The organism is Sphingobium sp. 3R8 (genome assembly GCF_020166615.1).
Classification (GTDB): domain Bacteria; phylum Pseudomonadota; class Alphaproteobacteria; order Sphingomonadales; family Sphingomonadaceae; genus Sphingobium; species Sphingobium bisphenolicum.
Genome location: NZ_JAIQXR010000033.1, coordinates 1 through 24,044, shown reverse-complemented (window position 1 = coordinate 24,044; position 24,044 = coordinate 1). Strand labels below are relative to the sequence as shown.

The window sequence follows — 24,044 nt, the reverse complement described above, 5'->3', positions numbered from 1 at the left end:
AACCGGGCGCCGTCGCCGACACCCGGAAGTGGGGCGCTAATGACGGGTGAGGCCCAACAAGTCAAGAGATTCGGCCCCTTTGCTGACGGGTAAAATAATACCCCTCCCTAATTGGCGGGCGTCAGCGTGCGGCTTTCGGTCAGGGCGAGCGTGCCCACGGCCAAGCTACGCTGCTGCGTTTCCACCAGCCCGCTGGCCCGCGACAGGCGATACCGGATGCCGACCTGCACCCCCTCGCCCGCCAGCTTCTCCTCCAGGTCCAGCGCATCGGCCGGCTGCCCGACGACGCGCAGCGTGCCTTCGACCGGCACCGGCCGGCCCAGCGGCGATCCTGCCACGGTGCGCAACCCGCGCCCTTCGCCGCCTTCCACAGTGCTGCCCGCGAACAGGAATATCGGCTGGACTTCGCCGGCCAGCAGCGCGAGCCGACCGTCGGGCGACAGGCTGGCGAACAGCGCCTGGACATTGGCCGCCGCCTTGTGCCGCGGCGTATCGGGCGCGAACGTGGCCAGCATGGCGTCGATTCCCGCCTGCACCGCGCCCCAGGCGGCGTCGACATTGTCGAGGCCGACGATCCGCCCCTGCCCGTCCAGCCGGAACCGCAGAACCACGCCGATCAGGGGGGTCAGCGCAGCGCGATAGGGCTCCGCCCCGGCGGCCGGCGCATCGCTGTCGATGGCGCGCAGCGTCGCCTGCAAGATATAGCCTTGGTCCGCCCGCTCGAACTTCAGGTCGCGGATCGCGCTGAACCGGCGGGTCGCGCCTTCGACCGGCCGATGTTGCTCGATCCGATAGACCAACGCCCTGTCCGTGGGCGGCGCGAAGGGGACGGCGATGCCCTGCGCCGTCGCCGGCTGGCTGAGGACGATCAGCGCGGCGGCGAGCAGCCGCCTCAACGGCGCACGCCCACGGCATGGGCGCCCCAGGCGGCGGCGACCACGACCAGCGCCCCGACCGCCTGATGCAGTACGGCGAGCGGCAGCGCGATGCCGCTGATGACGGTGGCGATGCCCAGCAGGATTTGCGTGCCGACCGCCGCGTTGATCGCAATCGATGCGCCCCGCTGCCCGGCCTGCTTCGCGCCCCGCGCCAGCACGACCAGCGCCACCGCCGCCACCCAGGCCCACCAGCGATGCAGGAAATGGACGAGATAGGGATCGCTCGACACCGTGGCCCAGAGCGACCCCAGCCACTGGATGCCTTCGGGCACGACATGGTCGTTCATCAGCGGCCAGGTGTTCGACACATAGCCCGCGTCCAGGCCGGCGGTGAAGGCCCCCAGCATCAACTGGACCAGCAGCACCAGCAGCACCAGCAGCGCGAAGGGACGCAGCGCAGCAGGCCGCGCCCGTGGCGATCGCGCCAGCGCGCGCAGGTCGAGCGCGGTCCACACCAGCCCGCCGATGATGAACAGCGCCGTCAGCAGATGCACCGCCAGCCGGTAATGGCTGACGTCGGTGCGCACCGACAGGCCCGACTTCACCATCCACCAGCCGATCGCCCCCTGCAATCCGCCCAGCGCCAGCAAGGCAACCAGCCGTCCGCCATAGCCCGCCGGGATCGCCCGCCGCGCCGCAAACCAGACCAGCGGCAGGGCGAAGGCGACGCCGATCAGGCGGCCGAGCAGCCGGTGCAGCCATTCCCAGAAGAAGATGAACTGGAAATCCGACAGGGTCATGCCCTGGCGTAACTGCTGATATTCGGGAATCTGCTGATAGAGGCGAAACGCCTCCATCCACTGGTCGTGGGTCAACGGCGGGATAGCGCCTGTGATCGGCTTCCACTGCGTAATCGACAGGCCGGATTCGGTCAGCCGCGTGATGCCGCCCACGACCACCATGCAGAAGACCAGCAGGGCGACGACCAGCAACCAGCGGGCGATGGCGGCGGGACGCGAAACGGACGGAGCGGCGCGGGTGAAGGGAGACACTGTCATGCCGGGTCCATGCGCTCATGCCCTGCCCTTTTCAAGCCGTCCTGCACGACATAGGCATGGACAAATCAGCCCAGGCGCTGGCAGTGGAGGGGGGAAACAAAACGCCCCGCAGGCGTATCCTTCCAACGTGATTTTCTACAGGGGTTTTCGATGACCGCCGCATCGCCGGGAACAGCCGCGATGATCGCCGCACAGGGGCCGATCGGCTCCCTCACCGCCCGGCTCGACGCGTCCTCCCCGCTCGGCCCGGTCGACGGCTGGTCGCCCACCCTCGTCTCGACCGTGCGCCTGATGCTGTCGTCCAGGGCGGAGATCGTGCTGTTCTGGGGCCCGGACTTCTGCGCCCTCTACAATGAAAGCTATGTCCCGACGATCGGCGACAAACATCCGCGCGCCTTGGGCCGCCCCGCGCGCGAAGGCTGGAGCGAATTGTGGGCCGATCTCGGTCCACTGCTCCGGTCCGTCCTCGACACCGGCGAAACCGTCCATGCCAAGGATCGCCCCTTCTATATCGAGCGCGACGGCGGGCGCGGCGAGGACGTCTATTTCGACATCAGCTATTCCCCCGTGTTCGAAGCCGACGGATCGATCGGCGGCGTCCTGTGCATCGTCAGCGAGACGACCCAGCGCGTCCTGGCGGAACGGGCGATGCTGGCCGACCGCAACCGCCTCTGGGCGCTGGCGCGCGACCCGTTCCTGATCGCCGACACGACCGGCGTCTGGCTCGCGGCCAGTCCGGCCTGGACCGATATATTGGGCTGGACCGAGGCGGAACTGATCGGCCGCACCGCCGAATGGATGGAGCATCCCGACGACATCCAGCCCACCCGCGATCAGATTGACGGTCTGGCGCATGGCCAGCCGGTGCTGCGATTCGACAATCGATTCCGCACGCGCGACGGCGATTATCGCACCTTCAGCTGGACCGCCGCGCCCGACGGCGACATCATCTATGCCGTTGCCCGCGACGTCACCGAACAGCGCGCCCATGCCCGCGCGCTGGCCGATGCCGAAGCTGCGCTGCGCCAGGCGCAGAAGATGGAGACGCTGGGCCAGTTGACCGGCGGGGTCGCGCATGACTTCAACAATCTGCTCCAGATCGTCACCGGCAACCTCGAACTGCTGCAACGCGCGCTGCCCGCCGACGACGCCCGGCTTCAGCGCATGGTGGCGCGCGCGGCGGCGGGCGCAGACAAGGCGGCCGTGCTGACGCAGCGGCTGCTCGCCTTCTCCCGCCGCCAGCCGCTCGATCCGCGCCCGACCGATCCCAACCGGCTGGTTGCGGGCATGTCCGACATGCTGCACCGGACGCTCGGCGAAACCATCAGCGTGACGACGATGGAGGCGCCCCAACCCTGGCCCATCGCCGTCGACGTCAACCAGATGGAAAATGCGCTGCTGAACCTTGCGGTCAACGCACGCGACGCCATGCCCGATGGCGGCAAGCTGACGATCGAGGTGAGCAACAGCCATATCGATGCGCAGCAGGCCGCGCGCGAAACCGACCTGGCGCCCGGCCCTTATGTCATGATCGGCGTGTCGGACACCGGCGAAGGCATGGACGACGCGACGCTGGCGCGGGCGATCGAACCTTTTTTCACCACCAAGGATGTCGGGCGTGGCACCGGCCTTGGCCTGTCGATGGTCTACGGCTTTATCAAACAGTCCGGCGGCCATATGCGGGTCTATTCGGAGCCGGGCCAGGGCACCAGCGTCATGCTCTATCTGCCGCGCCATCATGGCTGCACGACCATGGAGGACGCGCCGGAAACGCCTGCGTTCGCGGCGACGGGCGGACAGGAAACCATCTTGCTATGCGAGGATGACGATAATGTCCGCGCCTATTCCTTCGAAGTGCTGCGCGACCTTGGCTATCATGTCGTCCCGGCCGCCGATGGCGCGACCGCGCTGGCGGCGCTGGAGGCGGCCGAGGGACCGGTCGACCTGCTCTTCACAGATGTCGTCCTGCCCGGCGGCATGACCGGCGCCGATCTGGCGGCCACGGCCAAGCTGCGCTGGCCCGCCCTCAAGATCCTGTTCACCACCGGCTATGCCCGCAACGCCATCGTCCATCACGGCCGGCTGGACGAAGGCGTCGACCTGCTGACCAAGCCCTTCAGCTATGCCGATCTCGCCGCCAAGGTTCGGGATGTGCTGGACAGACCTGCGGACGTGCCCGAAACGGTCGCCTGACTGTCAGCGCAGCGTCGCCTGCCACGCCGCGACCAGATCGCGGCCGCGCTGGCCGACCGTCGCCGCGTCGTCGCCCGGCTTGTAGAGCGCGCCGCCCACGCCGATGCCTTCGCAGCCGCCCGCCAGCCATTCGCCGATCGTGTCCGCGCCGGTGCCGCCCACAGCCCACACGCCCACCTCGCGCGGCAGCACGTCCTTGACCGCCTTCACATAGGCCGCGCCCAGACGGGCCGCCGGGAACAGCTTGATCCGCTTCGCCCCTGCCGCGATAGCGGCGAAGGCTTCGCTGGGCGTCATGAAGCCGGGCAGCAGGTCCAGCCCCAATGCCGCGCCACGCGCGATCACCGCCGGATTGGTGTTGGGTGTGACCATGATGCGCCCGCCCGCGTCGTGCAGCGCCTCGACTGCCTCGACGCTCAGCACGGTGCCGGCGCCGATCAGCGCCCGGTCGCCAAATTCGGCCTGCATCGCCGCGATACTGGCCAACGGATCAGGCGAATTGAACGGCACTTCCAGGATGCGGATGCCCGCATCGACCAAAGCGGCGCTCACGTCGATCGCTTCGTCGGGCCGGATGCCGCGCAGGATCGCACAGACGGGCGGAGCGCCATCGGCCAGCAGGTCGTCCAGGGTCATGCTATCAAATCTCCGTCAGGCCAAGGCCGGCGAGCGCGCAGGCGTCGCCGTCCAGCATGTGTGTCGTCACGCCCTGCCTGTCCAGCGCCTGCGCATAGCGGGCGGACAGGCGGGCGTCGCCGATCAGGGTGACGCTGTCCGTCGCACCCAGCATGCCGCGCATCTCCGCGACCTCGCACCCGATCAGCAGGCCCGACAGATAGCCCAGCGCCCAGTCGGGCGAGCGGCCCTGGCGCAGCCGCATGGCGCGCGCTGCGAACAGCGACTGCAACAGCTTCCCGTCGCGCGCGCGGTCCAGCCCCTCTGCGAAGCCGGCCGCTTCCTCGATCGGGTTGGCGACATCGACCTTCGGCCCCAGGGTCGACCGGTCGCGCAGCAGCGCGAACAGTTCGCCGGTGGGCATCGTGCGGAAGGCGGCGATGCGGCCATCCTCGACCAGCGACCATTTATTGTGAGTGCCGGGCAGGACGATCATATGCCGCCCGGCGCCGAGCGCAGCATCGCGGGCAATCGCCCCGAAAATCTGGGTTTCCTCGCCGCGCATGACATCGGCGATGCCGTCCGCCCCCTCGCAGGCCAGCCCCGCCATGATGGCGACCGGCGCGCCGCGCCAGTCGAAACGCATCGCCGCCTGCCGCCATAGCGCCGCATCGGCCGGGCAGTCCGCATAGGGCGCCTCGACCCAACCGTCGCGCGCGCCGGCCATGCCGCACAGGGTGATCGATTCGGGCGGGCCGTCGGCCAGCCAGGGGGCGATCGCGTCGGCGAAGGCCGCCTCCGCCGCGCCGCCCAACGCGCCGATCCCCGGCCCGTCGCGCCGCGCCGCCAGCACGGCCTTTTCGACCCGGAACAGCCGCAGACGGCTCGTCCCCCAGTCCCCGACGACGGAATAACCACTCACCAGCACGCTCTCCGGCCTTTATTTATGGTAGCGCTCACATTTCCCCGCTTGGGGTGCTTGAATTTCTATTTGTCTGAGTATATCAGGAGGCGGAGCGCGTCAACGCGCCATGCCCAATTTTTGCGTCAGCCATTTCTTGAATCAGGATGCCCCGATGAGCGATTCGCCCAAGACCTTCCCGAAGCTGCGCAGCCGCGCCTGGTTCGACAACCCAGACAATATCGACATGACCTCGCTCTATCTGGAGCGCTATCTGAACTTCGGCCTGAGCCTGGACGAATTGCGCAGCGGCAAGCCGATCATCGGCATCGCCCAGACCGGCAGCGACCTGTCGCCCTGCAACCGCCACCATATCGTGCTGGCCGAGCGGATGCGCGAGGGCATTCGCGAAATGGGCGGCATCGCGCTCGAATTTCCGGTTCATCCGATCCAGGAAACCGGCAAGCGCCCGACCGCGGGCCTCGACCGCAACCTCGCCTATCTGGGCCTGGTCGAAGCCCTGTACGGCTATCCGCTGGACGGCGTGATCCTGACTACCGGCTGCGACAAGACCACCCCGGCGCTGCTGATGGCCGCCGCCACCGTCAACATCCCCGCCATCGCTTTGTCAGTCGGCCCGATGCTGAACGGCTGGTTCAAGGGCGAGCGCACCGGGTCCGGCACGATCGTCTGGAAGGGTCGCCAGCTGCTGGCGGCGGGCAAGATCGATGACGAAGGCTTCATCAAGCTCGTCGCCTCGTCCGCGCCGTCGACCGGCTATTGCAACACGATGGGCACGGCATCGACCATGAACAGCCTGGCCGAAGCATTGGGCATGATGCTGCCGGGTTCCGCCGCCATCCCCGCCCCCTATCGCGATCGCCAGGAAGTCGCCTATCTCACCGGCAAGCGCATCGTCGAAATGGTCGCCGAAGACCTCAAGCCGTCGGACATCATGACGCTGGACGCCTTCCACAACGCCATCGTCGTCAATTCGGCGATCGGCGGATCGACCAACGCACCGATCCACCTGTCCGCCATCGCCCGCCATATGGGCGTCGACTTGCCGCTCAAGGATTGGGAGACGGTCGGGCATAAGGTGCCTCTGCTGGTCAACCTCCAGCCCGCCGGCGAGTATCTGGGCGAGGATTATTATCGCGCCGGCGGCGTTCCCGCCGTGGTCAGCCAGTTGATCGACCAGGGCCTGATCCGCGAAGGCGCGATGACCGTCAATGGCAAGACCATGGGCGAAAATTGCAAGGGCGTGGAGATCGAGGATGAGAAGGTCATCCGTCCGTTCGGCCAGCCGCTGGTCACGGACGCCGGCTTCCTCGTCCTGTCGGGCAATCTGTTCGACGCCGCCGTCATGAAGACCAGCGTCATCAGCGCCGAGTTCCGCGATCGTTATCTGTCCAACCCCGACGATCCCGAAGCCTTCGAAGGCCCGGCGGTCGTGTTCGACGGGCCGGAGGATTATCATCACAGGATCGACGATCCGGCCACCGGCATCACCGCCAACTCGCTGCTGTTCATGCGCGGCGCCGGGCCGATCGGCTATCCGGGCGCGGCGGAAGTCGTGAACATGCGGCCGCCCGCCTATCTCATCACCGAAGGCGTTTCGGCCCTGCCCTGCATCGGCGATGGTCGCCAGTCGGGCACGTCAGGCAGCCCGTCCATCCTCAACGCCTCGCCCGAAGCGGCGGCAATGGGCGGCCTGGCGCTGCTGGAAACCGGCGACCGGGTCCGCATGGACCTGAAAGCCGGCACGGTGAACGTCCTGATTTCGGACGAGGAACTGGCCGAGCGCCGGGCGAAGCTGGAGGCCGCTGGCGGCTTCCAATATCCCGCCTCGCAAACCCCCTGGCAGGAAATCCAGCGGTCGGTCGTCGGCCAGTTGAACACCGGCGCCATATTGGAAGGCGCGGAGAAATATCAGCGCATCGCCCAGACCATGGGCCTGCCGCGCGACAACCACTGATCCTTGTAAAAAAGGGGGCGGCTATCCATCTGAGGCCGCCCCCTTCCCTGTCATTTCAGCCTGATATGTGCCGCAAACGGGTCCGATCCCGGCGGCATGATCGACCCGCTATTCCACCCCCCATTCAGGAGAACATCATGTTCAACGGAGCCATCCTCATCGGCGCGAGCGAGCGCACCGGCGGCGCGCCTTTCTACGCCATCGACCCGTCCACCGGCGCCAGGGGCGACGTCGTCTTCTCCAACGCCTCGGTCGCCGATGTCGCCGACGCGACTGCACTGGCCGACGCCGCGTTCGAAGCCTTCTCCACCCTGACCCCCGACGCGCGCGCCACCTTCCTGGAAAGCGTCGCCGACCAGATCGTCGCCATCGGCGACCTGCTCATCACCACCGCGATGAGCGAATCCGGCCTGCCCCGCGGCCGGCTGGAGGGCGAACGCGGCCGCACCGTCGGCCAGTTGCGCCTGTTCGCCTCCTATGTCCGCCAGGGCGACTGGCTGGACGCCACGATCGACAAGGCGCTGCCCGACCGCGCGCCCCTGCCCCGCAGCGACCTGCGCCGCGTCAATCAGGCGCTCGGCCCCGTCGCCGTGTTCGGCGCATCCAACTTCCCGCTGGCCTTCTCGGTCGCGGGCGGTGACACCGCGTCGGCCTTCGCCGCGGGTTGCCCGGTCGTGGTGAAGGGCCATCCCGCCCATCCCGGCACCGGCGAACTGGTCGCCCGCGCGATCATCGCGGCGGTCGCGGCCTGCGGCTTGCCCGAAGGCGTCTTCTCCTACCTGCCCGGCACCACCAATGATCTGGGCGGCGCGCTGGTCGCCGATCCGCGCATCAAGGCGGTGGGCTTCACCGGGTCGCGCGGCGGCGGCATTGCGCTGATGCAGATCGCGGCCAAGCGCGAAGAGCCGATCCCGGTCTATTCGGAAATGTCCTCGATCAACCCGGTCGTCCTGCTGCCCGGTGCGCTCGCTGCGCGCGCCGAAGCGCTGGGCACCGCATTCGTCGGTTCCATGTCGCTGTTCGCCGGCCAGTTCTGCACCAATCCCGGCATGGTGATTGCGCTCGACAGCCCCGATCTCGACAGCTTCGTTGCGTCGGCCGCCAATGCCCTGTCGGCCAACGCGGCGCAGGTCATGCTGACGCCCGGCATCCACGCCGCCTATGAAAAGGGCGTCGAGGCGCTGGCCAGCGCGGACGGCGTCACTACCGTCGCGCGCGGCACCGAAGCGGACGGCGTCAATCGTGGCCAGTCGGCCTTCTTCGCGACCGCCGCCGACCAGTTCCGCGCCAACCCAGCGCTGGCGCATGAAGTGTTCGGCGCATCCTCGATCCTGGTGAAGTGCGCCACGATCGAGGATGTGATCGCCACCATCGCCGATCTGGAAGGCCAACTGACCGCGACGCTCCAGATGGAAGCCAGCGATGCGGACAATGCCGCCAAGCTGTTGCCCACGCTGTCGCGCAAGGTCGGCCGCGTCCTTGCCAATGGCTGGCCCACCGGCGTCGAAGTGACCCACGCCATGGTCCATGGCGGTCCCTTCCCCTCGACCTCGGACGGCCGCTCGACCTCGGTAGGCACGCTGGCGATGATGCGCTTCCTACGCCCGGTCTGCTATCAGGATTTGGCCGACGGCCTGTTGCCGCCCGCGTTGCAGGCCGCCAACCCCTGGGGCCTGACGCGCCGTAACGAAGGCAAGCTGGACGTGGCCGCATGACCATCCGGGCAGGTCTGGTAGGGCTCGGCAAGATCGCGCGCGATCAGCACCTGCCCGCCATCGATAAGATCGACGGCATCGACCTGGTCGCCGTCGCCAGCCGCAACGCGCAGGGGGAAGGGGTGAATAATTACCCCGACCTTAGCGCGATGCTGGCGGGCGAACCCGACCTCGACGCCGTCATCCTCTGCCAGCCGCCGCAGGTCCGCTATCATGCGGCCCGGCAGGCGTTGCTGGCGGGCAAGCATGTGTTTCTGGAAAAGCCGCCGGGCGCGACCGTGTCCGAAGTGGAGGCATTGACGGCGCTGGCCAAGGCGCAGGGCGTGACGCTCTATGCGAGCTGGCACAGCCGCTATGCCGCCGCCGTGGCGCAGGCCAAGGCGTGGATCGCGGCGCGCAAGGTCGAGCGGATCGACATCCAGTGGCGCGAGGATGTGCGCCATTGGCATCCGGGTCAGCCCTGGATCTGGGAAGCGGGCGGCTTTGGCGTGTTCGATCCGGGCATCAACGCCCTGTCGATCCTGACCGAAATCGTCGGCGAACCGATCACCGTGCTGTCGGCCGAACTGGAAGTGCCCTCCAACAAGCAGGCGCCGATCGGCGCGACGCTGGCCATGGCGACCGCGTCGGGCGCGGCGATCGACACCGTGTTCGACTGGCGCCAGACTGGCCCACAGACATGGGACATTGCGGTCGAGACGGACAAGGGCAGCCTGCTCCTGTCCGAAGGCGGCAATACGCTGCGTCTGGACGGCGAAGTCCAGTTGAAGGCACCGGATGAGGAATATCCGACCATGTATCGCCGTTTCGTCGGCCTGGTGGCGGACAAGGCGATCGACGCCGACACTGCGCCGCTGCGTCTGGTGGCGGATGCCTTTCTTTGCGGTCGGCATTGCCCTACGGCAGCATTTGAGGACTAGACTATAGGAGCGGGGATTTGGGTAGCGGGCGCAAGATCGGATCGGAGGAGGGCGTGCTGCGCATCCATCAGACGATCGCCCGCGACCTGGGCACCGCCATCCTGACCGGCAAGCACAAGCCCGGCGAATTGTTCGAGGGTGAGATCGAGGCGTCCGAGCGCCTCGGCGTCTCCCGCACCGCCTATCGCGAGGCGGTGCGCATCCTGATCGCCAAGGGGATGCTGGAAAGCCGGCCCAAGGCCGGCACTCGCGTCCTGCCGCGCAGTCGCTGGAACGTGCTCGACCCCGAAATGCTCGCCTGGATGTTCGCGGGCGAGCCGGACGCCAATTTCATCCGCGACCTGTTCGAACTGCGCGGCGTGATCGAACCGGCCGCCGCCGAATTCGCCGCCCGCCGCCGCACCGACGATCAGTTGGCGACGATGGAGGCCGCGCTGGCGGAAATGGGCCGCTTCGGCCTGTCGACGCCCGACGGCCGCGCCGCGGACCAGCGTTTCCACCATGCCATCCTGGCCGCCACCCATAATGACGCGCTGGAGGCGCTGGCCAGTTCGGTCGGCGCGGCGGTCAGTTGGACCACGACCTTCAAGCATCGCAAGAAGCTGCTGCCGCGCGACCCCCTGCCCGACCATCGCGCCGTGTTCCAGGCGATCGCCGCCCGTGACACCGCCGCCGCCCGCGCGACCATGGCGGAACTCCTGCGCCTGGCGCTCGCCGACATGGATATCGCGCTGGCGGAGCCTGGAGGGTAAGGCAGCCCCCCATCCGTTCGGGCTGGGCGAAGCGACCTCCCTGCGGTCGGTCGAACCCTTCGATTTCGCTCAGGGCGGACGGATATGGGATATCAACCCAATATAAATTCCACCCCCGCCTTGGCGTGGATGCCGGTGCAATCATAGATCGGCAGGACATTGGCCTTTACGTCCACGATCAGCTCCAGCTCGGTGCAGGCCAGCACCACCGCCTGCACGTCCTCCTTGGCGATGTCGGTCAGTTCCGACTTCATATAGCGTTCGGATTCCTTGCTGACCTTGCCCACGGTCAGTTCGTCATAGACGATGCGGTCGATCCGGTCGGCCAGTTCCATGTCGGCGGGCAGCAGCGAAATGCCGTGCGCGACCAGTCGCTGGCGATAGAATTTTTCGATCATCACGTTGCGCGTGCCGATCAGCGCCGCCTTTTCGATGCCGTCCGCCTTCATCTTCTTGCCGACGATATCGGCGATATGCAGGATCGGGATGCCGACAGCCGCCTGCACCCGGTCATAGACGCGATGCATCGAATTGGCGCAGATCAGCAGCGCGCCTGCGCCGCCCTGCTCCAGCCGCTGGGCCGCGCCGATCAGCTGGCCTGCCGCGCAGTCCCAGTCATTTTCCGTGGCGCAGCGCGCGACTTCGGCGAAATCCAGGCTCTCGATCAGCAACGGCGCACTATGCTGCCCGCCCAGCGCGCGGTGGACCGCCTGGTTGATGATGGCATAATAGCGCGCGGTGGAGGTCCAGCTAAGGCCGCCGATCAGGCCGAGTTTGTGCATATACGTCTCCGCTGCGGGAATGATTGGCTGGTAGCGTTAGGGTAAGCCCGCCCCGCTGGGCAAGGCTCTTGATGCAATCCTGCGCGCGCGCCACGCCAGGCGCAGCCCCGCGACGCCCGCCATGCCGCCCGCCACGACCATCGCGCCGTTGCCGATCGCAAAGCCCAGCGCCGCCGCCGCCCAGCCCGCGCCGCTGGTCAGCAAGGGAAGTCCGCCCAGCCTGCGCCCGAACGCCAGGACGAGCGCGCCCGCCAGCGTCGCCACGCCCAGGCCGAACCCCGCCACCAGCATCCCGCCCCCAAATGGAAGCACCGCGCCATCGTCGCCCAGCAGGCCGAACGCGCCGGGATTGCGCCACAGGGTCGCGGCCATGGCCATCGCCGCCACGCCCAGCAGGCCATGACCCGCGACGGCCAGCCAAAGCAGGGCCGCCACCGCACTGCGCCGCGCCAGCAACAGCCCGATGCTGCCGCCGATCACGACCGCGCTGACCATTTCCGGCAGGTTGACGACATCATGGCTGTAGACCGCCGCCGCCGCGCCGGTCGCGATCCCCGCCAACGCCCAGCGATTGCCGTGGCCGCCGTCTCGCATCCACAATCCCACGAACATCAGCGCGACGGACAGGAGATAGGCGCCCGCCACCACGGGCGACGGATCGATGCCGTCCAGTTGCGCGCCCAGCCATGCCGGACCGACCGGGGGCATCATGCGTCCGTGTCCTCATCGCCTGCGCCGTCATCACCCGCCGACACGCGGCGTTCCGGAACGCCCAGCAGGATGACGCTCGCGGCGCTGGCGCATAGCAGGGCGATCAGGGCGAGATAGCGCGCGGTCGCGCTGCCCGCTTCCGCGGCGGCGATCAGCGCCCCGACGAGGAGGATGGCGGCCACGCCGCCAATGCCCGACTGCCAGTGCGGCCGTTCGGGATCAGGCCCCGGCCGGGCGGCGACATAGCCGCCCGCACAGGCCAGCAGGAACAGGGGGATCAACGCCGGCGCGCCCGTCATGCGCGCGCGCCTCCTGTGTCGCCCTGCGGCAAGTCGATCAGCTTGAAATCAGCAGCACCACCAGCGCGGCGAGCGCGACGCTGACGATCGTGCCCCATTTGACGAAGCCGACGAAGCTTCCATAGGTTGCATTCGCAGCCTTCATATTGCCGTCCGACGCCATATCCTGTCCCCTTGTCCCAAGCGATTGTCGCCCACCTCTTATCGCCAAGGGTCTTCGCCCTCAACCCGCCGCCTTCAAGAAAATTCTTCGCGGTTAAGCACGCCTTTACCCCCTGCGCTTACCATCGCCTCCGGGTTGCATATGAGGGGTTTTGATGGCGCGCGACGGCGTACCGATGCTGATGCTGATCGACGACGAACCGGCGCAGCGACGCCTGGTGTCGGCGCTGGGGGCGCGTGCGGGATGGCGCACCATCTTCGCCGCCGACAGCGAAACCGCCATTGCGACGCTAGGCACGCAGGACGGGATGCAGCTCGACGCCATCATCCTGGACCAATGGAGCCCGGACTATGAGCCATCGGGCCTGATCCGCGAGATTCGCAGCCGTCGTCCGGCGCTGCCGATCCTGATCCTGACCGCGCATAACAATGTCGCCATCGCCGTGGAGGCGATGCGCGCCGGCGCCACCGACTATCTGTCCAAGCCGATCGCGCCCGAACGGCTGCTGGCCGCCTTGAATGCGACGCTGGCCGAAGGCGCGGCGGCGGGCGAGTTGCGCCCGCTCACCGAAAAGATCACCGCCCCCCTCTCCTTCGAGGATGTAGTCGGCTCCGCCCCGCAATTCCGTGCTGCGCTGGCCATCGCCGCCAAGGCCGCCCGCGCCCGCGTGCCGGTGCTGATCGAGGGCGAAAGCGGCGTGGGCAAGGATGTCATCGCCCGTGCCATCCATGCCGCTTCCCCCCGCCACAAACAGGCGATGGTCACGGTCAATTGCGGCGCCATCCCCGCCAACCTCGTCGAATCGGAGCTGTTCGGCCATGAACGCGGCGCCTTCACCGGCGCGTTCGACCGCCATGTCGGCAAGTTCGCCAGCGCGGACATGGGCACGCTCTTCCTCGATGAAGTCAGCGAAATGCCATTGGAGGCGCAGGTCAAGCTGCTGCGCGTGCTGCAGGATGGCGAAGTCCAGCCGATCGGCGCGCGCCGCCCGGTCCATGTCGATGTCCGTGTCATCGCCGCGACCAACAAGCGGCTGATCGAGGAGGTCGAGGCCGGCAATTTCCGCGAGGATCTTTATTACCGCCTCAACGTCGTCCAACTGACCGTCCCGCCCTTGCGCGAGCGCATGGGCGACATTCCCGCGCTTTGCCGCCATCTGCTCGCCCGCATCGCCACCCAGCCTGGGCTGCGCGGCCTGGGCGTCACCGACGATGCGCTCGCGCTGCTGATGCAACATGGCTGGCCGGGCAATGTCCGCCAGCTCCAGAACGCCCTCTTCCGCGCCGCCGTGCTGTGCGAGGGCGATGCGCTGACGCCGCAGGATTTCCCGCAGATCGCCTCGCAGATCCAGGCCGGGGCCAGCATATTGTCGTTGCGCCCGCGCGCCGCCAGCCAGCCGCATCGCGACGGCGCGGGCATCACCCTGTTCGAAGGCGACGGCCATGTCCGGCAACTGGCCGAGATCGAGGCCGACGTCATCCGTCTCGCCATCGGCCATTATCGCGGCCGTATGACGGAAGTCGCCCGGCGGCTGGGCATCGGCCGCTCGACCCTCTACCGCAAGCTCGCCGAACTGGGCATCGACAGCGCGGCCTGAACGGCCGCAATGAACAGATGATCGGGACCAGCGGCCTGCGGCGTTGAATTATCCGCGCGCCTATGCTTTGGATCGTCCCATGAAACATGCCGCTCTCGTTGCCTGCCTCCCCGTTCTCCTGCTCGCCGCCTGCGGCCGGTCCGAACCCGTGTCCGACATGCCGACGCAGGAGGAACTGGCCGCCGCCGCCAACGCCGCCGCGGCCAATGCGCTCGCCAATGCCGCCGCAGAGGACACCGACAATCGCAATTACGTAAACCAGGCGCGCGGCTTTTCCATCACCTTCCCTGAAGGCTGGACCGTCGACAAGGCCGCCAGCACGGCCGACGGCGCAGTCTATCAGGACCCCGGCGCCGGCGCGGACGTGCGCGTCTTCTGGCAGAAGAACGACAATGACCAGACGCTGCAACAGATCGTAGAGGCGGTGAACGACAGCGCCGAAGGCGTGGACGGCGATTTCGTCGGCGAGAATGAATATCGCGGCACCGCCAATGACGGCGAAGGCAATAATGTCGCCATCCGCCTGCTCAAGCAGCCCGACGGATCGATCGTGACCGCCACCTTCGTCTATCCCGAAATGCTGAGCGAACAATATCAGGGCATCGCCGAGCAGACGCTGTCCAGCCTGCGCAGCTTCGCGCCCAAGAGCGGGACGACGCCTGCGCCCGCGGCCGTCCCCGCACCGGCGGCCAACGCGAACTGATCCTGCGCGCGTCATGATCGGTCCCTTCGCCCCCGCCGACCAGCAGGGCGTGCTGGACCTGATCCTGTCGATCCAGCGCGACGAATATGGCATCGCCATCACCGCGGCCGACCAGCCCGACCTCACCGACATTCCCGCCTTTTACGGGCCGGGCGCAGGCGGTTTCTGGGTCGCACGGCAGGATGGCCGGCCGGTCGGCACGGTCGCGCTCAAGGATATCGGATCGGGCGCCGTCGCCCTGCGCAAGATGTTCGTCGTCGCCAGCCATCGCGGCCGCGCGGCGGGCGTGGCGCAGGCGCTGCTCGACACCGCGCTGGCGGCCGCCCGCGACCGGGGCGTGACCCAAATCTGGCTCGGCACCACCGACCGCTTCGTCGCCGCGCACCGCTTCTACGAGAAGAACGGCTTTGCGCTGGTGGAGGCGGAAGCGCTGCCGCCCGACTTCCCCAAGATGGCCGTCGATAACCGATTCTATGCGCGCTTGGTAGTTTGAAGTCGGGCCGACCAAACCCGCCTAAACCGCGCTCAATCCCGCATCTGCCAGCCCGCGCCACAAGTGAAGCGCCTGCACGCTTTCGCGGACATCATGCACCCGCACCATCTGCGCGCCCAGTTGCGCCGCGCGGAAGCCCAGCGCGACCGATCCGCCCAGCCGATCCGCCGCCGGCGCTTCGTTCGACAGCGCCCCGATCAACCGCTTGCGGCTCCCTGCGAACAGCAGCGGCACGCCCAGCGTCTGGAAAGTCGCCAGGCCGTTCACCAGCGCCAGATTGTCGGCCAGGCTCTTGCCGAAGCCCAGCCCCGGATCGACCATGATCCGGTCGCGCGCGATCCCCGCCCCCTCGCACGCGGCGATCCGCGCCTCCAGATGGTCGAACACGTCGGCGACGACATCGCCATAACCGCCCGGATTGTCATGCGGATCGTCGCCAGCGGATGGGGCGTGCATCAGGATCACCGGGCATCCCGCGCGCGCGACCACTTCCAGGCTGCGCGGATCATGCGCCAGCGCGCTGACGTCATTGACGATGCCGGCGCCCGCCGCCAGCGCCGCCTCCATCACGCCTGCCTTGCGCGTATCGACCGACACCGGCACGCCCGCCGCCGCCAGCCGCTCGATCACCGGGGCGATGCGGGCGATCTCGTCGCCCTCCCAGACCTTAGGCGCGCGCGGCCGGGTCGATTCGCCGCCCACGTCGATCAGCGCCGCCCCCGCCGCCGCCATCGCAAAGCCGGCATCCGCCGCCGCCTGGGGATCGTCGACATGCTTGCCGCCGTCGGAGAAGCTGTCGGGGGTGACGTTCAATATCGCCATCACCTGGGGCGCGTCGAAGCGGATCGTGCGGTCGCCCAGCACCAGCGGCGCGCGAAGCGCGGAGATATGCGCCGCCAACCGCTGCGCCCGCACTGCCAGCGCATCGGGCAGTCCCGCAATGGCCGCATCGAAATCCGCCACCGGCACCACGATCCGCGCGATCCGTCGCGCGCCGTCGAAGGCGCTCAGTTCATAGCCCTGGAACCAGATCAGCCCATTGCCCATCCGCGCCACCGACCCGTCGGGCAAGCCGATCGGCGTCGGCACGAACCATGTGGGCTTCAGGTAGAGGCGGGCGTGAGGAGGGATGGTAGGAAGCATCGACTATCCTTCGGGCAGATGTGGCGCACATCCCTTAACGCGACCCCGTGCTCCTGCGAAGGCAGGAGCCCCCTTCAGACCGTGCGCGGTCGAACGGGCGGCAGGACTGGGCTCCCGCCTGCGCGGGAGCACCCCATCATTTCAAGGCTCGTTCGCCAGCAAATAGGTCTGTCGCAGCGTGTCGATCGGCTGCAACTTGCCCTCGACCTCCACATGCCAGAAGGTCCAGCCGTTGCAGCTCGGTGCATTTTGCAGCATCGCGCCCATCTTGTGGATCGAGCCGCTGTCGCCCCCCACCAGCAGCGATCCGTCCGCGCGCACCTCCGCCTGCCAGCGGCGCTTGCTGTCCATCAGCAGCGCGCCGGGCGTCAGATAGCCCGTCTCGACCAGCGTGCCGAACGCGACCTTGGGCTGCTGGCGCGCGGTCTGCATGATGGTCAGCGCGCTTTCGTCCAGCGGCAGCGCCGCCTCGATCCGCTCCAGCGCGACCTCGATATAGTCGTCCTCGCGCTCGATGCCGATCCATTTGCGGCCCAACCGCTTGGCCACTGCGCCCGTAGTGCCGGTGCCGAAAAAGGGATCGAGCACCACGTCGCCCGGCTTGGTGCAGGCCAGCATCACGCGATAAAGCAGCGCCTCGGGCTTTTGCGTCGGATGCGCCTTGGTGCCGTTGCGCTTCAACCGTTCCTGCCCGCCGCAAATCGGCAGCACCCAGTCGGAGCGCATCTGCAACTCGTCGTTCAGCGTCTTCATCGCCTTGTAGTTGAACGTATATTTGGCATCTTCGCCCTGGCTCGCCCAGATCAGCGTCTCATGCGCATTGGTGAAGCGCGTACCCTTGAAATTGGGCATCGGGTTGGACTTGCGCCAGATGATGTCGTTGAGGATCCAGAAGCCTTCGTCCTGGAGCGCGGTGCCGACGCGGAAGATATTATGATAGCTGCCGATCACCCAGATGGAACCGTTGGGCTTCAAGATACGGCGCGCCTCGCGCAGCCACGCCTTGGTGAAGCGGTCATAGCTGCCCAGCGTGTCGAACTTGTCCCAGTCATTGTCGACCGCGTCGACGCGGCCGCCTTCGGGCCGGAACAGGTCGCCGCCCAGTTGCAGATTATAGGGCGGATCGGCGAAGATCATGTCGATGCAATTGTCGGGCAGCTTGGCCATTTCCGAAATGCAATCGCCGCGCAGCAGGGTGTCGGTCGCGATCTGGGCCGCCTCGACCGCGATCGGCCGTGCCGCTTTCTTCCGCCGCGGCGCCGCGACGCGCTCCATTACACCCATATGCAAAAGCCCCCGAATTCGTTCTGAGGCCCAGCGATGAGTCCTCGGGAGTCCGCCGTCAAGATCAGCAGCTTATCATAAGGACTTCAGGAAATGGTTAACGTGCAGGGGAACGAAGGGTGGACCCACAAGATATAGAGTCGCACGACTCGCCCCAGACTCCATATCGGGCGGTGTGACTCAAAAGACTCTATCCCCCGCCCCACCGACTTTTTTTGGTTAACGCCGGTGCGGGGCGGTTTCACACCGCGAAACTTGACCAATTCATAACCCAATGATTATGGGTTAACCATGACAAGTGATTCACGAAGCGCAGATCGCGACGCCGCCGCCGATGCCCTGTTCAAGGCACTGTCCGACGGCACCCGCCGCGCTTTGCTGGAAGCGCTGGTGCGCGAGGGCGAGCAGAATGTGCAGGCGCTGACCCAGCAATCGGGCGTATCGCAGCCGATGGTGTCGCGCCATATGGCCAAGCTGAAACGTGCCGGCCTCGTGACCGCCCGCCGCACCGGCCGCGAAACCTGGTACGCCGCGCGGGTGAAGGGCCTGGCGCCGGTAATCGGATGGATGGCCGTCCACGGCGCGCTCTGGTCGCAGCGCTTTTCCGCGCTGGAGGGGTTGGGCGAGTGAGTTAAAGGCTGTCAGCCGTCCACTGCCGTTTTATCTCCGCGAAAGGCTGAGCAAGACCGCTGGTCCACGGATCATCATCTACTGCCGCCAGCCCAGCCTATCGGCAATAGCCCTCCTGCCCCGCGATCACGACCAGGCAGTCCTGCTTGCCCGCCAGATATTTGAACCCCGTCTCGTCGCCATTGCCCGGCCGGATCGCCAGATCCTTGCTATCGCGCACGAAGCGGATCGTGGTGCCTTCGGCAACGCCGCTATAATCGCCCTGCCGGTCGAGATTATCCTTGTTGGTCAACGCATAATGGCCCGGCTTGCCGTCGGGCGAGGGCTGGATGTTGAGGAACAGTCCCTCCGGCCCGGTCCAGCGCCCCACCCAGTCGTCGGTCGGCAGCCGTGCGTCTGACGCCTGCGCGTTCGCCGGCACCGAGTCCATATCCTCGATCGTCTCGACCGCGGCGGCGTTGGCGGCATTGTTCGCGACCGCCATAGTGTCGTCGCTCTTGGCGCAGCCCGCCAGCAGCAGGGGCAGGATCAGCAGGGGGGAAAGGGCGCGCATCATCCGTCAATCTCCTTCATGTCCTGGGAAGAACCAACCGGGCCGCCGGTTCGATCCCTTGCTTGAGACGCCATCTTGCCAGCCGCACCGTCAGCGCGCAAAGGATGTAGCGGGGGAATGACTGTGAACGACAAGAGGGACGATAGCATGGGCAAGGCGCGACCCAGGGCGCGATTTGTCCGGGAGACGGCGGATGTGCGGCGCCAGGCGCTGATCGAGGCGACGGCCCGCTGCCTTGCCGAGAAAGGCGTGGGCGGCACGTCGGTCCGCGCGATCTGCGCTCATGCCGGGGTATCGTCGGGCCTGCTGATCCATTATTTCGATGGCGTCGATGCGCTGATCCTGGCCACCTATGCCGATGTCGGCGCGAAAGTCTCCGCCGCGCTCGACGCCGCGGTGGAGGCCGCGGGCGACGATCCGCGTGACCGGCTGCGCGCCTGCCTCCAGGCCAATTTCCTCTCGCCGATACTCGATCCCGACCTGCTCGCCACCTGGATCGCCTTCTGGAGCCTGGTCAAGTCCGACCCGAAGATCGCCGCGGTCCATGCCGAGGTCTATGGCGGCGCGCGGGCGCAACTGGAAACGCTGCTGCGCGCCGCCGCCCCAGCGATGAGCGACGCGCGCGTCCGGGTCGCCGCGATCAGCCTGACCGCGCTGGTCGATGGCCTGTGGCTCGAACTCTGTCTCGACCGGTCGACCTTTTCGCCCGAAGAGGCGCAGGCCATGGTCGAAGACGCTATGCTACAGGTGCTGGCAGGCATTTGAGGACAGGCGAAGCGATCGATCAGTCCGACAGGCTGTGATCGTTTTTCTCACTCAGACCATCTCAGAAAACCAATTTCCCCCGAATCGACCGCATCCCTACATGGGTGTTCGCAACTTCAACATCATATCGAGGATCTGGACAGCCTATGGCTCTCATCAACACCACCATCAAGCCGTTCTCCGCCACTGCCTATAAGGAAGGCAAGTTCGTCGACGTGACCGACGCTGACGTGAAGGGCAAGTGGGCGGTCTTCTTCTTCTACCCGGCCGATTTCACCTTTGTCTGCCCGACCGAGCTGGAAGATCTGGCGGATATCTACCCGACCCTGCAGAAGATGGGCGTGGAAGTCTATTCGGTGTCCACCGACACCCATTTCAGCCACAAGGCTTGGCACGACACCTCGCCGGCGATCGGCAAGATCAACTATTATATGCTGGGCGACCAGTCGGGCCAGATAACGAACAATTTCGAAGTGATGCGTCCGGGCGTGGGCCTGGCCGACCGCGCGACCTTCCTGGTCGATCCCGAAGGCGTGATCCAGTTCATGGAAATCACCTCGGAAGGCGTCGGCCGCAACGCGACCGAACTGCTGCGCAAGGTCAAGGCTGCACAATATGTCGCTGCCAACCCCGGTGAAGTCTGCCCCGCCAAGTGGGAAGAAGGCGAAGCCACCCTGGCGCCGTCGCTCGACCTGGTCGGCAAGATCTAAACAACCCGTCCCCTAACGGGTCGCAAAGTGGCCCGGAGTGGAACCTCTCCTCCGCTCCGGGCCATATTTGTATCTAGAGTTTTCGATTCTGTCGCGGTTTCCGCCGGAAACCGCTTTGAGGAGTTTCCCCCATGCTCGACGCAACCCTGACGCAACAGCTCAAGGCCTATCTGGTCAACATCCGCGAGCCGATCGAACTGGTCGCCGCGCTGGGCGATGACGCCAAATCGAAGGAACTGGGCGACCTGCTGAACGAAATCGCCGCCCTGTCGGACAAGGTGTCCGTGGTGGACGGCGTCGATCCGCGCACGCCGAGCTTCCTGATCCGCCGCGTGGGCACGGACATCGGCGTGCGCTTCGCGGGCCTGCCGATGGGCCATGAGTTCACCTCGCTGGTGCTTGCCCTGCTCCAGGTCGGCGGCCATCCGTCGAAGGCGGCGCAGGACCTGATCCAGCAGATCAGGGATATCGACGGCGACTTCGCCTTCGAAACCTATTTCTCGCTCTCGTGCCAGAACTGCCCCGACGTAGTGCAGGCGCTGAACCTGATGAGCGTCCTCAATCCCCGGATCAGCCATGTCGCCATCGACGGCGCGCTGTTCAAGGAAGAGGTGGACGGCCGCAAGGTGATGGCCGTCCCCACCATCTTCCTGAACGGCGAACCCTTCGCCAGCGGCCGCATGGAACTGGAGCAGATCGTTGCGAAGATCGACAGCGGCGCGGCCATCCGCGCGGCCGAGAAGATCAGGAAGCAAGACCCGTTCGAAGTGCTGATCGTGGGCGGCGGCCCCGCCGGCGCGGCATCGGCCATCTACGCGGCGCGCAAGGGCATCCGCACCGGCGTCGCGGCGGAACGCTTCGGCGGCCAGGTGCTCGACACGATGGATATCGAGAATTTCATCTCGGTATCGCGCACCGAAGGGCCGAAGCTGGCATCGGCGCTCGAAGCCCATGTGAAGGATTATGACGTCGAGATCATGAACCTGCAAAAGGCGGCCAAGCTGATCCCGGCCAAGACCGAAGGCGGCTATCATGAGGTCGTGCTGGAAAATGGCGCATCATTGAAGGGCCGCACCCTGATCCTGTCCACCGGCGCGCGCTGGCGGCAGATGGGCGTGCCGGGCGAGGACGACTATCGCAACAAGGGCGTCGCCTATTGCCCGCATTGCGACGGTCCGCTGTTCAAGGGCAAGCGCGTCGCGGTGATCGGCGGCGGCAATAGCGGCGTCGAAGCGGCGATCGACCTGGCCGGCATCGTCGCCCATGTGACGCTGATCGAATATGACAGCCAGTTGCGCGCCGACGCGGTGTTGCAGCGCAAACTCGCCAGCCTGCCCAACGTCAGGATCATCACGTCGGCCCTGACGACCAAAGTGGACGGCAATGGCGAACGGGTGACGGGCCTGTCCTACAAGGACCGCAACCATGGCACGGAACATGATGTCGAGCTGGAGGGCATTTTCGTCCAGATCGGCCTGGTGCCCAACACCGAATGGTTGAAGGACGCGATCGCCCTCTCGCCGCGTGGCGAGATCGAGATCGATGCGCGCGGCGAAACCAGCCAGCCGGGCATCTTCGCGGCCGGCGACTGCACCACGGTGCCGTACAAGCAGATCGTGATCGCGATGGGCGCCGGATCGACGGCGGCGCTGTCCGCCTTCGATTACCTCATCCGCCTGCCCGCCAGCGAGGAGGCCGCGCAAGCCGCATAAGCATAGCCCCGAGCGGGGTTTACGCGAAAGGCCGATCCGGCGACGGGTCGGCCTTTTTTGCGTATCCGCGGCGCGGTTTCGGGCAGCGTCAGCAGAACGGGCAGCACGCACAAGGCCACCAGCGCAATCATCGCGCCCGGCGCCGGCGCCCAGCCGCTGCGTTCGATCAGCCAGTGCGCCAACCACGGCGTCAATCCACCGAACAAAGCCGTCGCGCTGGTCGCGCCGAAGGCCAGGCCGCTCAGCCGCCCCTCGCCGGGAAACTGCTCGGCCGTGGCGACCGCGCCGACCGCGCTCACCGCCCCGCCGAGGCAGGCCAGCACCACCGCGCCGGCCAGCGCCACGCCAAACCCGCCCTGCATCAGCAGGAACATCGCCATCGGCAAGACCATGCCCGCCAGCGCCAGCGTCACCAGCACCGGCCGCCGCCCGACCCGGTCGGTCAACCATCCGACCATCGGCGTGACCAGAATCACCGCCAGCGCGGCGAGCGTGGACAGCCACAGCGCGTCCGCCTCCCCCGTCGTGCCCATGGCGGACAGGAAACTCGGCACATAGGTGATGCCGACATAATAGGTGATCGATCCCAGCGCCGAGATCGCAAAGCCCCGGCCGATCGCCGCCCTGTGGTGGCGCAGGCTATGGGCCAGCGGATTGGCGGGCGTGGTTGCCTGCGCCTGTTGCCGCAGAAAGTCGGGCGATTCCGCCATCGTGGACCGCGCCACCAGGATCACGCCCGCCAGCGCGGCGCCCACCAGAAAGGGTATCCGCCACCCCCAGTCGGTCAGGCTCTGCGCACTCAGCGAGGCGACGGTGATCGCCGACACGCCCGCCGCGAGCAGCGCACCTACCTCGCTCGCCGCCGACGCCAGCGACGTCACGAACCCGCGCCGCCCGGCCCGCGCGCCCTCCAGCAGATAGGCCACCACGCCGGTATATTCGCCACCGACGGAGAAGGCCATGACACAGCGCAACCCGATCATCAGCCACCCCGCCAGCGGCCCGACCTGCGCATGGGTCGGCAGCATCGCGGTCGCCAGCATCGCCGCGGTCATCATCCCCATCGACAGCAGCATCGTCACCCGCCGGCCATAGCGATCACCGATATGGCCGAACACGATCGCGCCGACCGGCCGCATCAGATAGGCCAGCGCAAAGCCCGCCAGCGCATCGCCCAGCCCCACCGCGCCCCCGCCGAAGAAGATGCGCGACAGCACCGTGGCGAAATAGAGATAGAGGGTGAAATCATACCATTCGACGATGGTGGAGAGCCCCGCGACCGCCAGCGATCGGGTGGGCAGCGATCGAGGGGACATGGGGTCTGCCAAGCGATCAACCTCCATCGGTGCGACTTCCTTGCTGCCGAACGATCATAACTGCCCCGGTCCTTTCCGCATGGGAAGAGCCCGCAGGGACAGGGCCGGTACAGCGTGAACGCCCAGTCCGATATTCCGTCCCGTCGGCGGAAAAGGATAGGGCAAGGATGGGT

24 protein-coding genes are annotated in these 24,044 nt (G+C 67.0%); 12 read left to right on the top strand and 12 right to left on the bottom strand.

The window, feature by feature from the left end; translation table 11 throughout:
* Positions 1–107: 107 nt before the first annotated feature.
* Both K9B33_RS21740 and K9B33_RS21735 read right to left on the bottom strand, forming a co-directional pair.
* Positions 108–896, bottom strand: a complete 789-nt coding sequence (locus K9B33_RS21740) for a hypothetical protein (protein ID WP_224551205.1) — start codon at positions 894–896, stop codon at positions 108–110.
* Positions 893–1,936, bottom strand: coding sequence for a COX15/CtaA family protein (locus tag K9B33_RS21735; protein ID WP_224551204.1), 1,044 nt, complete (start codon positions 1,934–1,936; stop codon positions 893–895). Before K9B33_RS21735 ends, K9B33_RS21740 begins: the two co-directional genes overlap by 4 nt.
* Before the next feature lie 150 nt (positions 1,937–2,086).
* Between K9B33_RS21735 and K9B33_RS21730 the strand changes: the two genes are divergently transcribed.
* Complete coding sequence (locus K9B33_RS21730; protein ID WP_224551203.1) at positions 2,087–4,129, top strand: PAS domain-containing sensor histidine kinase; 2,043 nt, start codon at positions 2,087–2,089, stop codon at positions 4,127–4,129.
* Between the two features lie 3 nt (positions 4,130–4,132).
* On the opposite strand, the gene K9B33_RS21725 is transcribed toward K9B33_RS21730, so the two are convergent.
* Together K9B33_RS21725 and K9B33_RS21720 are read right to left on the bottom strand one after the other, a co-directional pair.
* Positions 4,133–4,765, bottom strand: coding sequence for a 2-dehydro-3-deoxy-6-phosphogalactonate aldolase (locus tag K9B33_RS21725; protein ID WP_224551202.1), 633 nt, complete (start codon positions 4,763–4,765; stop codon positions 4,133–4,135).
* 4 nt (positions 4,766–4,769) lie between these two features.
* The gene (locus K9B33_RS21720; RefSeq protein WP_224551201.1) at positions 4,770–5,666 is read right to left on the bottom strand and encodes a 2-dehydro-3-deoxygalactonokinase; all 897 of its coding nucleotides are present in this window, start codon (positions 5,664–5,666) and stop codon (positions 4,770–4,772) included.
* Between the two features lie 154 nt (positions 5,667–5,820).
* Here K9B33_RS21720 and K9B33_RS21715 point away from each other — a divergent pair, with 154 nt between their 5' ends.
* From K9B33_RS21715 to K9B33_RS21700, 4 genes are all read left to right on the top strand, one after another.
* The gene (locus K9B33_RS21715) at positions 5,821–7,623 is read left to right on the top strand and encodes an IlvD/Edd family dehydratase (RefSeq protein WP_224551200.1); all 1,803 of its coding nucleotides are present in this window, start codon (positions 5,821–5,823) and stop codon (positions 7,621–7,623) included.
* 137 nt (positions 7,624–7,760) lie between these two features.
* Positions 7,761–9,338 (top strand): aldehyde dehydrogenase (NADP(+)), encoded by a 1,578-nt coding sequence (locus K9B33_RS21710; protein WP_224551199.1) that lies wholly within the window; start codon positions 7,761–7,763, stop codon positions 9,336–9,338.
* Positions 9,335–10,258: a Gfo/Idh/MocA family protein gene (locus K9B33_RS21705; protein WP_224551198.1), complete on the top strand. Its 924-nt coding sequence runs from the start codon at positions 9,335–9,337 to the stop codon at positions 10,256–10,258. Before K9B33_RS21710 ends, K9B33_RS21705 begins: the two co-directional genes overlap by 4 nt.
* Before the next feature lie 17 nt (positions 10,259–10,275).
* Positions 10,276–11,010 (top strand): FadR/GntR family transcriptional regulator, encoded by a 735-nt coding sequence (locus K9B33_RS21700; RefSeq protein WP_224551197.1) that lies wholly within the window; start codon positions 10,276–10,278, stop codon positions 11,008–11,010.
* A 92-nt stretch (positions 11,011–11,102) separates the two neighbouring features.
* Here the strand turns inward: K9B33_RS21700 and K9B33_RS21695 are convergent, their stop codons facing one another.
* The 4 genes from K9B33_RS21695 to K9B33_RS21680 are packed head-to-tail and all read right to left on the bottom strand — an operon-like array spanning position 11,103 to position 12,947.
* Entirely contained in the window at positions 11,103–11,792 is a 690-nt protein-coding gene (locus K9B33_RS21695; protein ID WP_224551196.1) for an aspartate/glutamate racemase family protein, read from the bottom strand.
* Positions 11,793–11,828: 36 nt separating this feature from the next.
* On the bottom strand, positions 11,829–12,503 hold the full coding sequence (locus K9B33_RS21690) for a hypothetical protein (protein WP_224551195.1): 675 nt from the start codon (positions 12,501–12,503) through the stop codon (positions 11,829–11,831).
* Positions 12,500–12,802 carry a hypothetical protein gene (locus tag K9B33_RS21685; RefSeq protein ID WP_224551194.1) on the bottom strand — a complete coding sequence of 101 codons (303 nt, stop codon included), beginning with the start codon at positions 12,800–12,802 and terminating at the stop codon, positions 12,500–12,502. Before K9B33_RS21685 ends, K9B33_RS21690 begins: the two co-directional genes overlap by 4 nt.
* Positions 12,803–12,839: 37 nt before the next feature.
* Positions 12,840–12,947 carry an aa3-type cytochrome c oxidase subunit IV gene (locus K9B33_RS21680; RefSeq protein WP_224551193.1) on the bottom strand — a complete coding sequence of 36 codons (108 nt, stop codon included), beginning with the start codon at positions 12,945–12,947 and terminating at the stop codon, positions 12,840–12,842.
* A gap of 172 nt (positions 12,948–13,119) precedes the next feature.
* On the opposite strand from K9B33_RS21680, the gene K9B33_RS21675 reads away from it, so the two are divergent.
* From K9B33_RS21675 to K9B33_RS21665, 3 genes are all read left to right on the top strand, one after another.
* Entirely contained in the window at positions 13,120–14,562 is a 1,443-nt protein-coding gene (locus K9B33_RS21675; protein WP_224551192.1) for a sigma-54-dependent transcriptional regulator, read from the top strand.
* A gap of 79 nt (positions 14,563–14,641) precedes the next feature.
* The gene (locus tag K9B33_RS21670) at positions 14,642–15,265 is read left to right on the top strand and encodes a hypothetical protein (RefSeq protein WP_224551191.1); all 624 of its coding nucleotides are present in this window, start codon (positions 14,642–14,644) and stop codon (positions 15,263–15,265) included.
* Positions 15,266–15,278: 13 nt separating this feature from the next.
* The gene (locus tag K9B33_RS21665; RefSeq protein WP_224551190.1) at positions 15,279–15,758 is read left to right on the top strand and encodes a GNAT family N-acetyltransferase; all 480 of its coding nucleotides are present in this window, start codon (positions 15,279–15,281) and stop codon (positions 15,756–15,758) included.
* Positions 15,759–15,779: 21 nt separating this feature from the next.
* Here K9B33_RS21665 and folP read toward each other — a convergent pair whose 3' ends face one another.
* A complete protein-coding gene (folP, locus tag K9B33_RS21660; protein ID WP_224551189.1) occupies positions 15,780–16,901 on the bottom strand; it encodes a dihydropteroate synthase in 1,122 nt (373 codons plus the stop codon).
* Between the two features lie 141 nt (positions 16,902–17,042).
* Positions 17,043–18,185 carry a site-specific DNA-methyltransferase gene (locus K9B33_RS21655; protein ID WP_318011163.1) on the bottom strand — a complete coding sequence of 381 codons (1,143 nt, stop codon included), beginning with the start codon at positions 18,183–18,185 and terminating at the stop codon, positions 17,043–17,045.
* Positions 18,186–18,476: 291 nt separating this feature from the next.
* Here K9B33_RS21655 and K9B33_RS21650 point away from each other — a divergent pair, with 291 nt between their 5' ends.
* Entirely contained in the window at positions 18,477–18,815 is a 339-nt protein-coding gene (locus K9B33_RS21650) for an ArsR/SmtB family transcription factor (RefSeq protein WP_224551188.1), read from the top strand.
* A gap of 97 nt (positions 18,816–18,912) precedes the next feature.
* Here the strand turns inward: K9B33_RS21650 and K9B33_RS21645 are convergent, their stop codons facing one another.
* The gene (locus K9B33_RS21645) at positions 18,913–19,368 is read right to left on the bottom strand and encodes a hypothetical protein (protein WP_411974048.1); all 456 of its coding nucleotides are present in this window, start codon (positions 19,366–19,368) and stop codon (positions 18,913–18,915) included.
* A gap of 117 nt (positions 19,369–19,485) precedes the next feature.
* Here K9B33_RS21645 and K9B33_RS21640 point away from each other — a divergent pair, with 117 nt between their 5' ends.
* From K9B33_RS21640 to ahpF, 3 genes are all read left to right on the top strand, one after another.
* A complete protein-coding gene (locus K9B33_RS21640) occupies positions 19,486–20,133 on the top strand; it encodes a TetR family transcriptional regulator C-terminal domain-containing protein (protein WP_224551186.1) in 648 nt (215 codons plus the stop codon).
* A gap of 146 nt (positions 20,134–20,279) precedes the next feature.
* The gene (gene ahpC / locus K9B33_RS21635) at positions 20,280–20,843 is read left to right on the top strand and encodes an alkyl hydroperoxide reductase subunit C (protein WP_224551185.1); all 564 of its coding nucleotides are present in this window, start codon (positions 20,280–20,282) and stop codon (positions 20,841–20,843) included.
* A 131-nt stretch (positions 20,844–20,974) separates the two neighbouring features.
* Positions 20,975–22,555, top strand: a complete 1,581-nt coding sequence (ahpF, locus tag K9B33_RS21630; RefSeq protein WP_224551184.1) for an alkyl hydroperoxide reductase subunit F — start codon at positions 20,975–20,977, stop codon at positions 22,553–22,555.
* On the opposite strand, the gene K9B33_RS21625 is transcribed toward ahpF, so the two are convergent.
* A complete protein-coding gene (locus K9B33_RS21625) occupies positions 22,507–23,871 on the bottom strand; it encodes an MFS transporter (RefSeq protein WP_224551183.1) in 1,365 nt (454 codons plus the stop codon). The genes ahpF and K9B33_RS21625 overlap by 49 nt on opposite strands.
* Positions 23,872–24,044 lie beyond the last annotated feature (173 nt).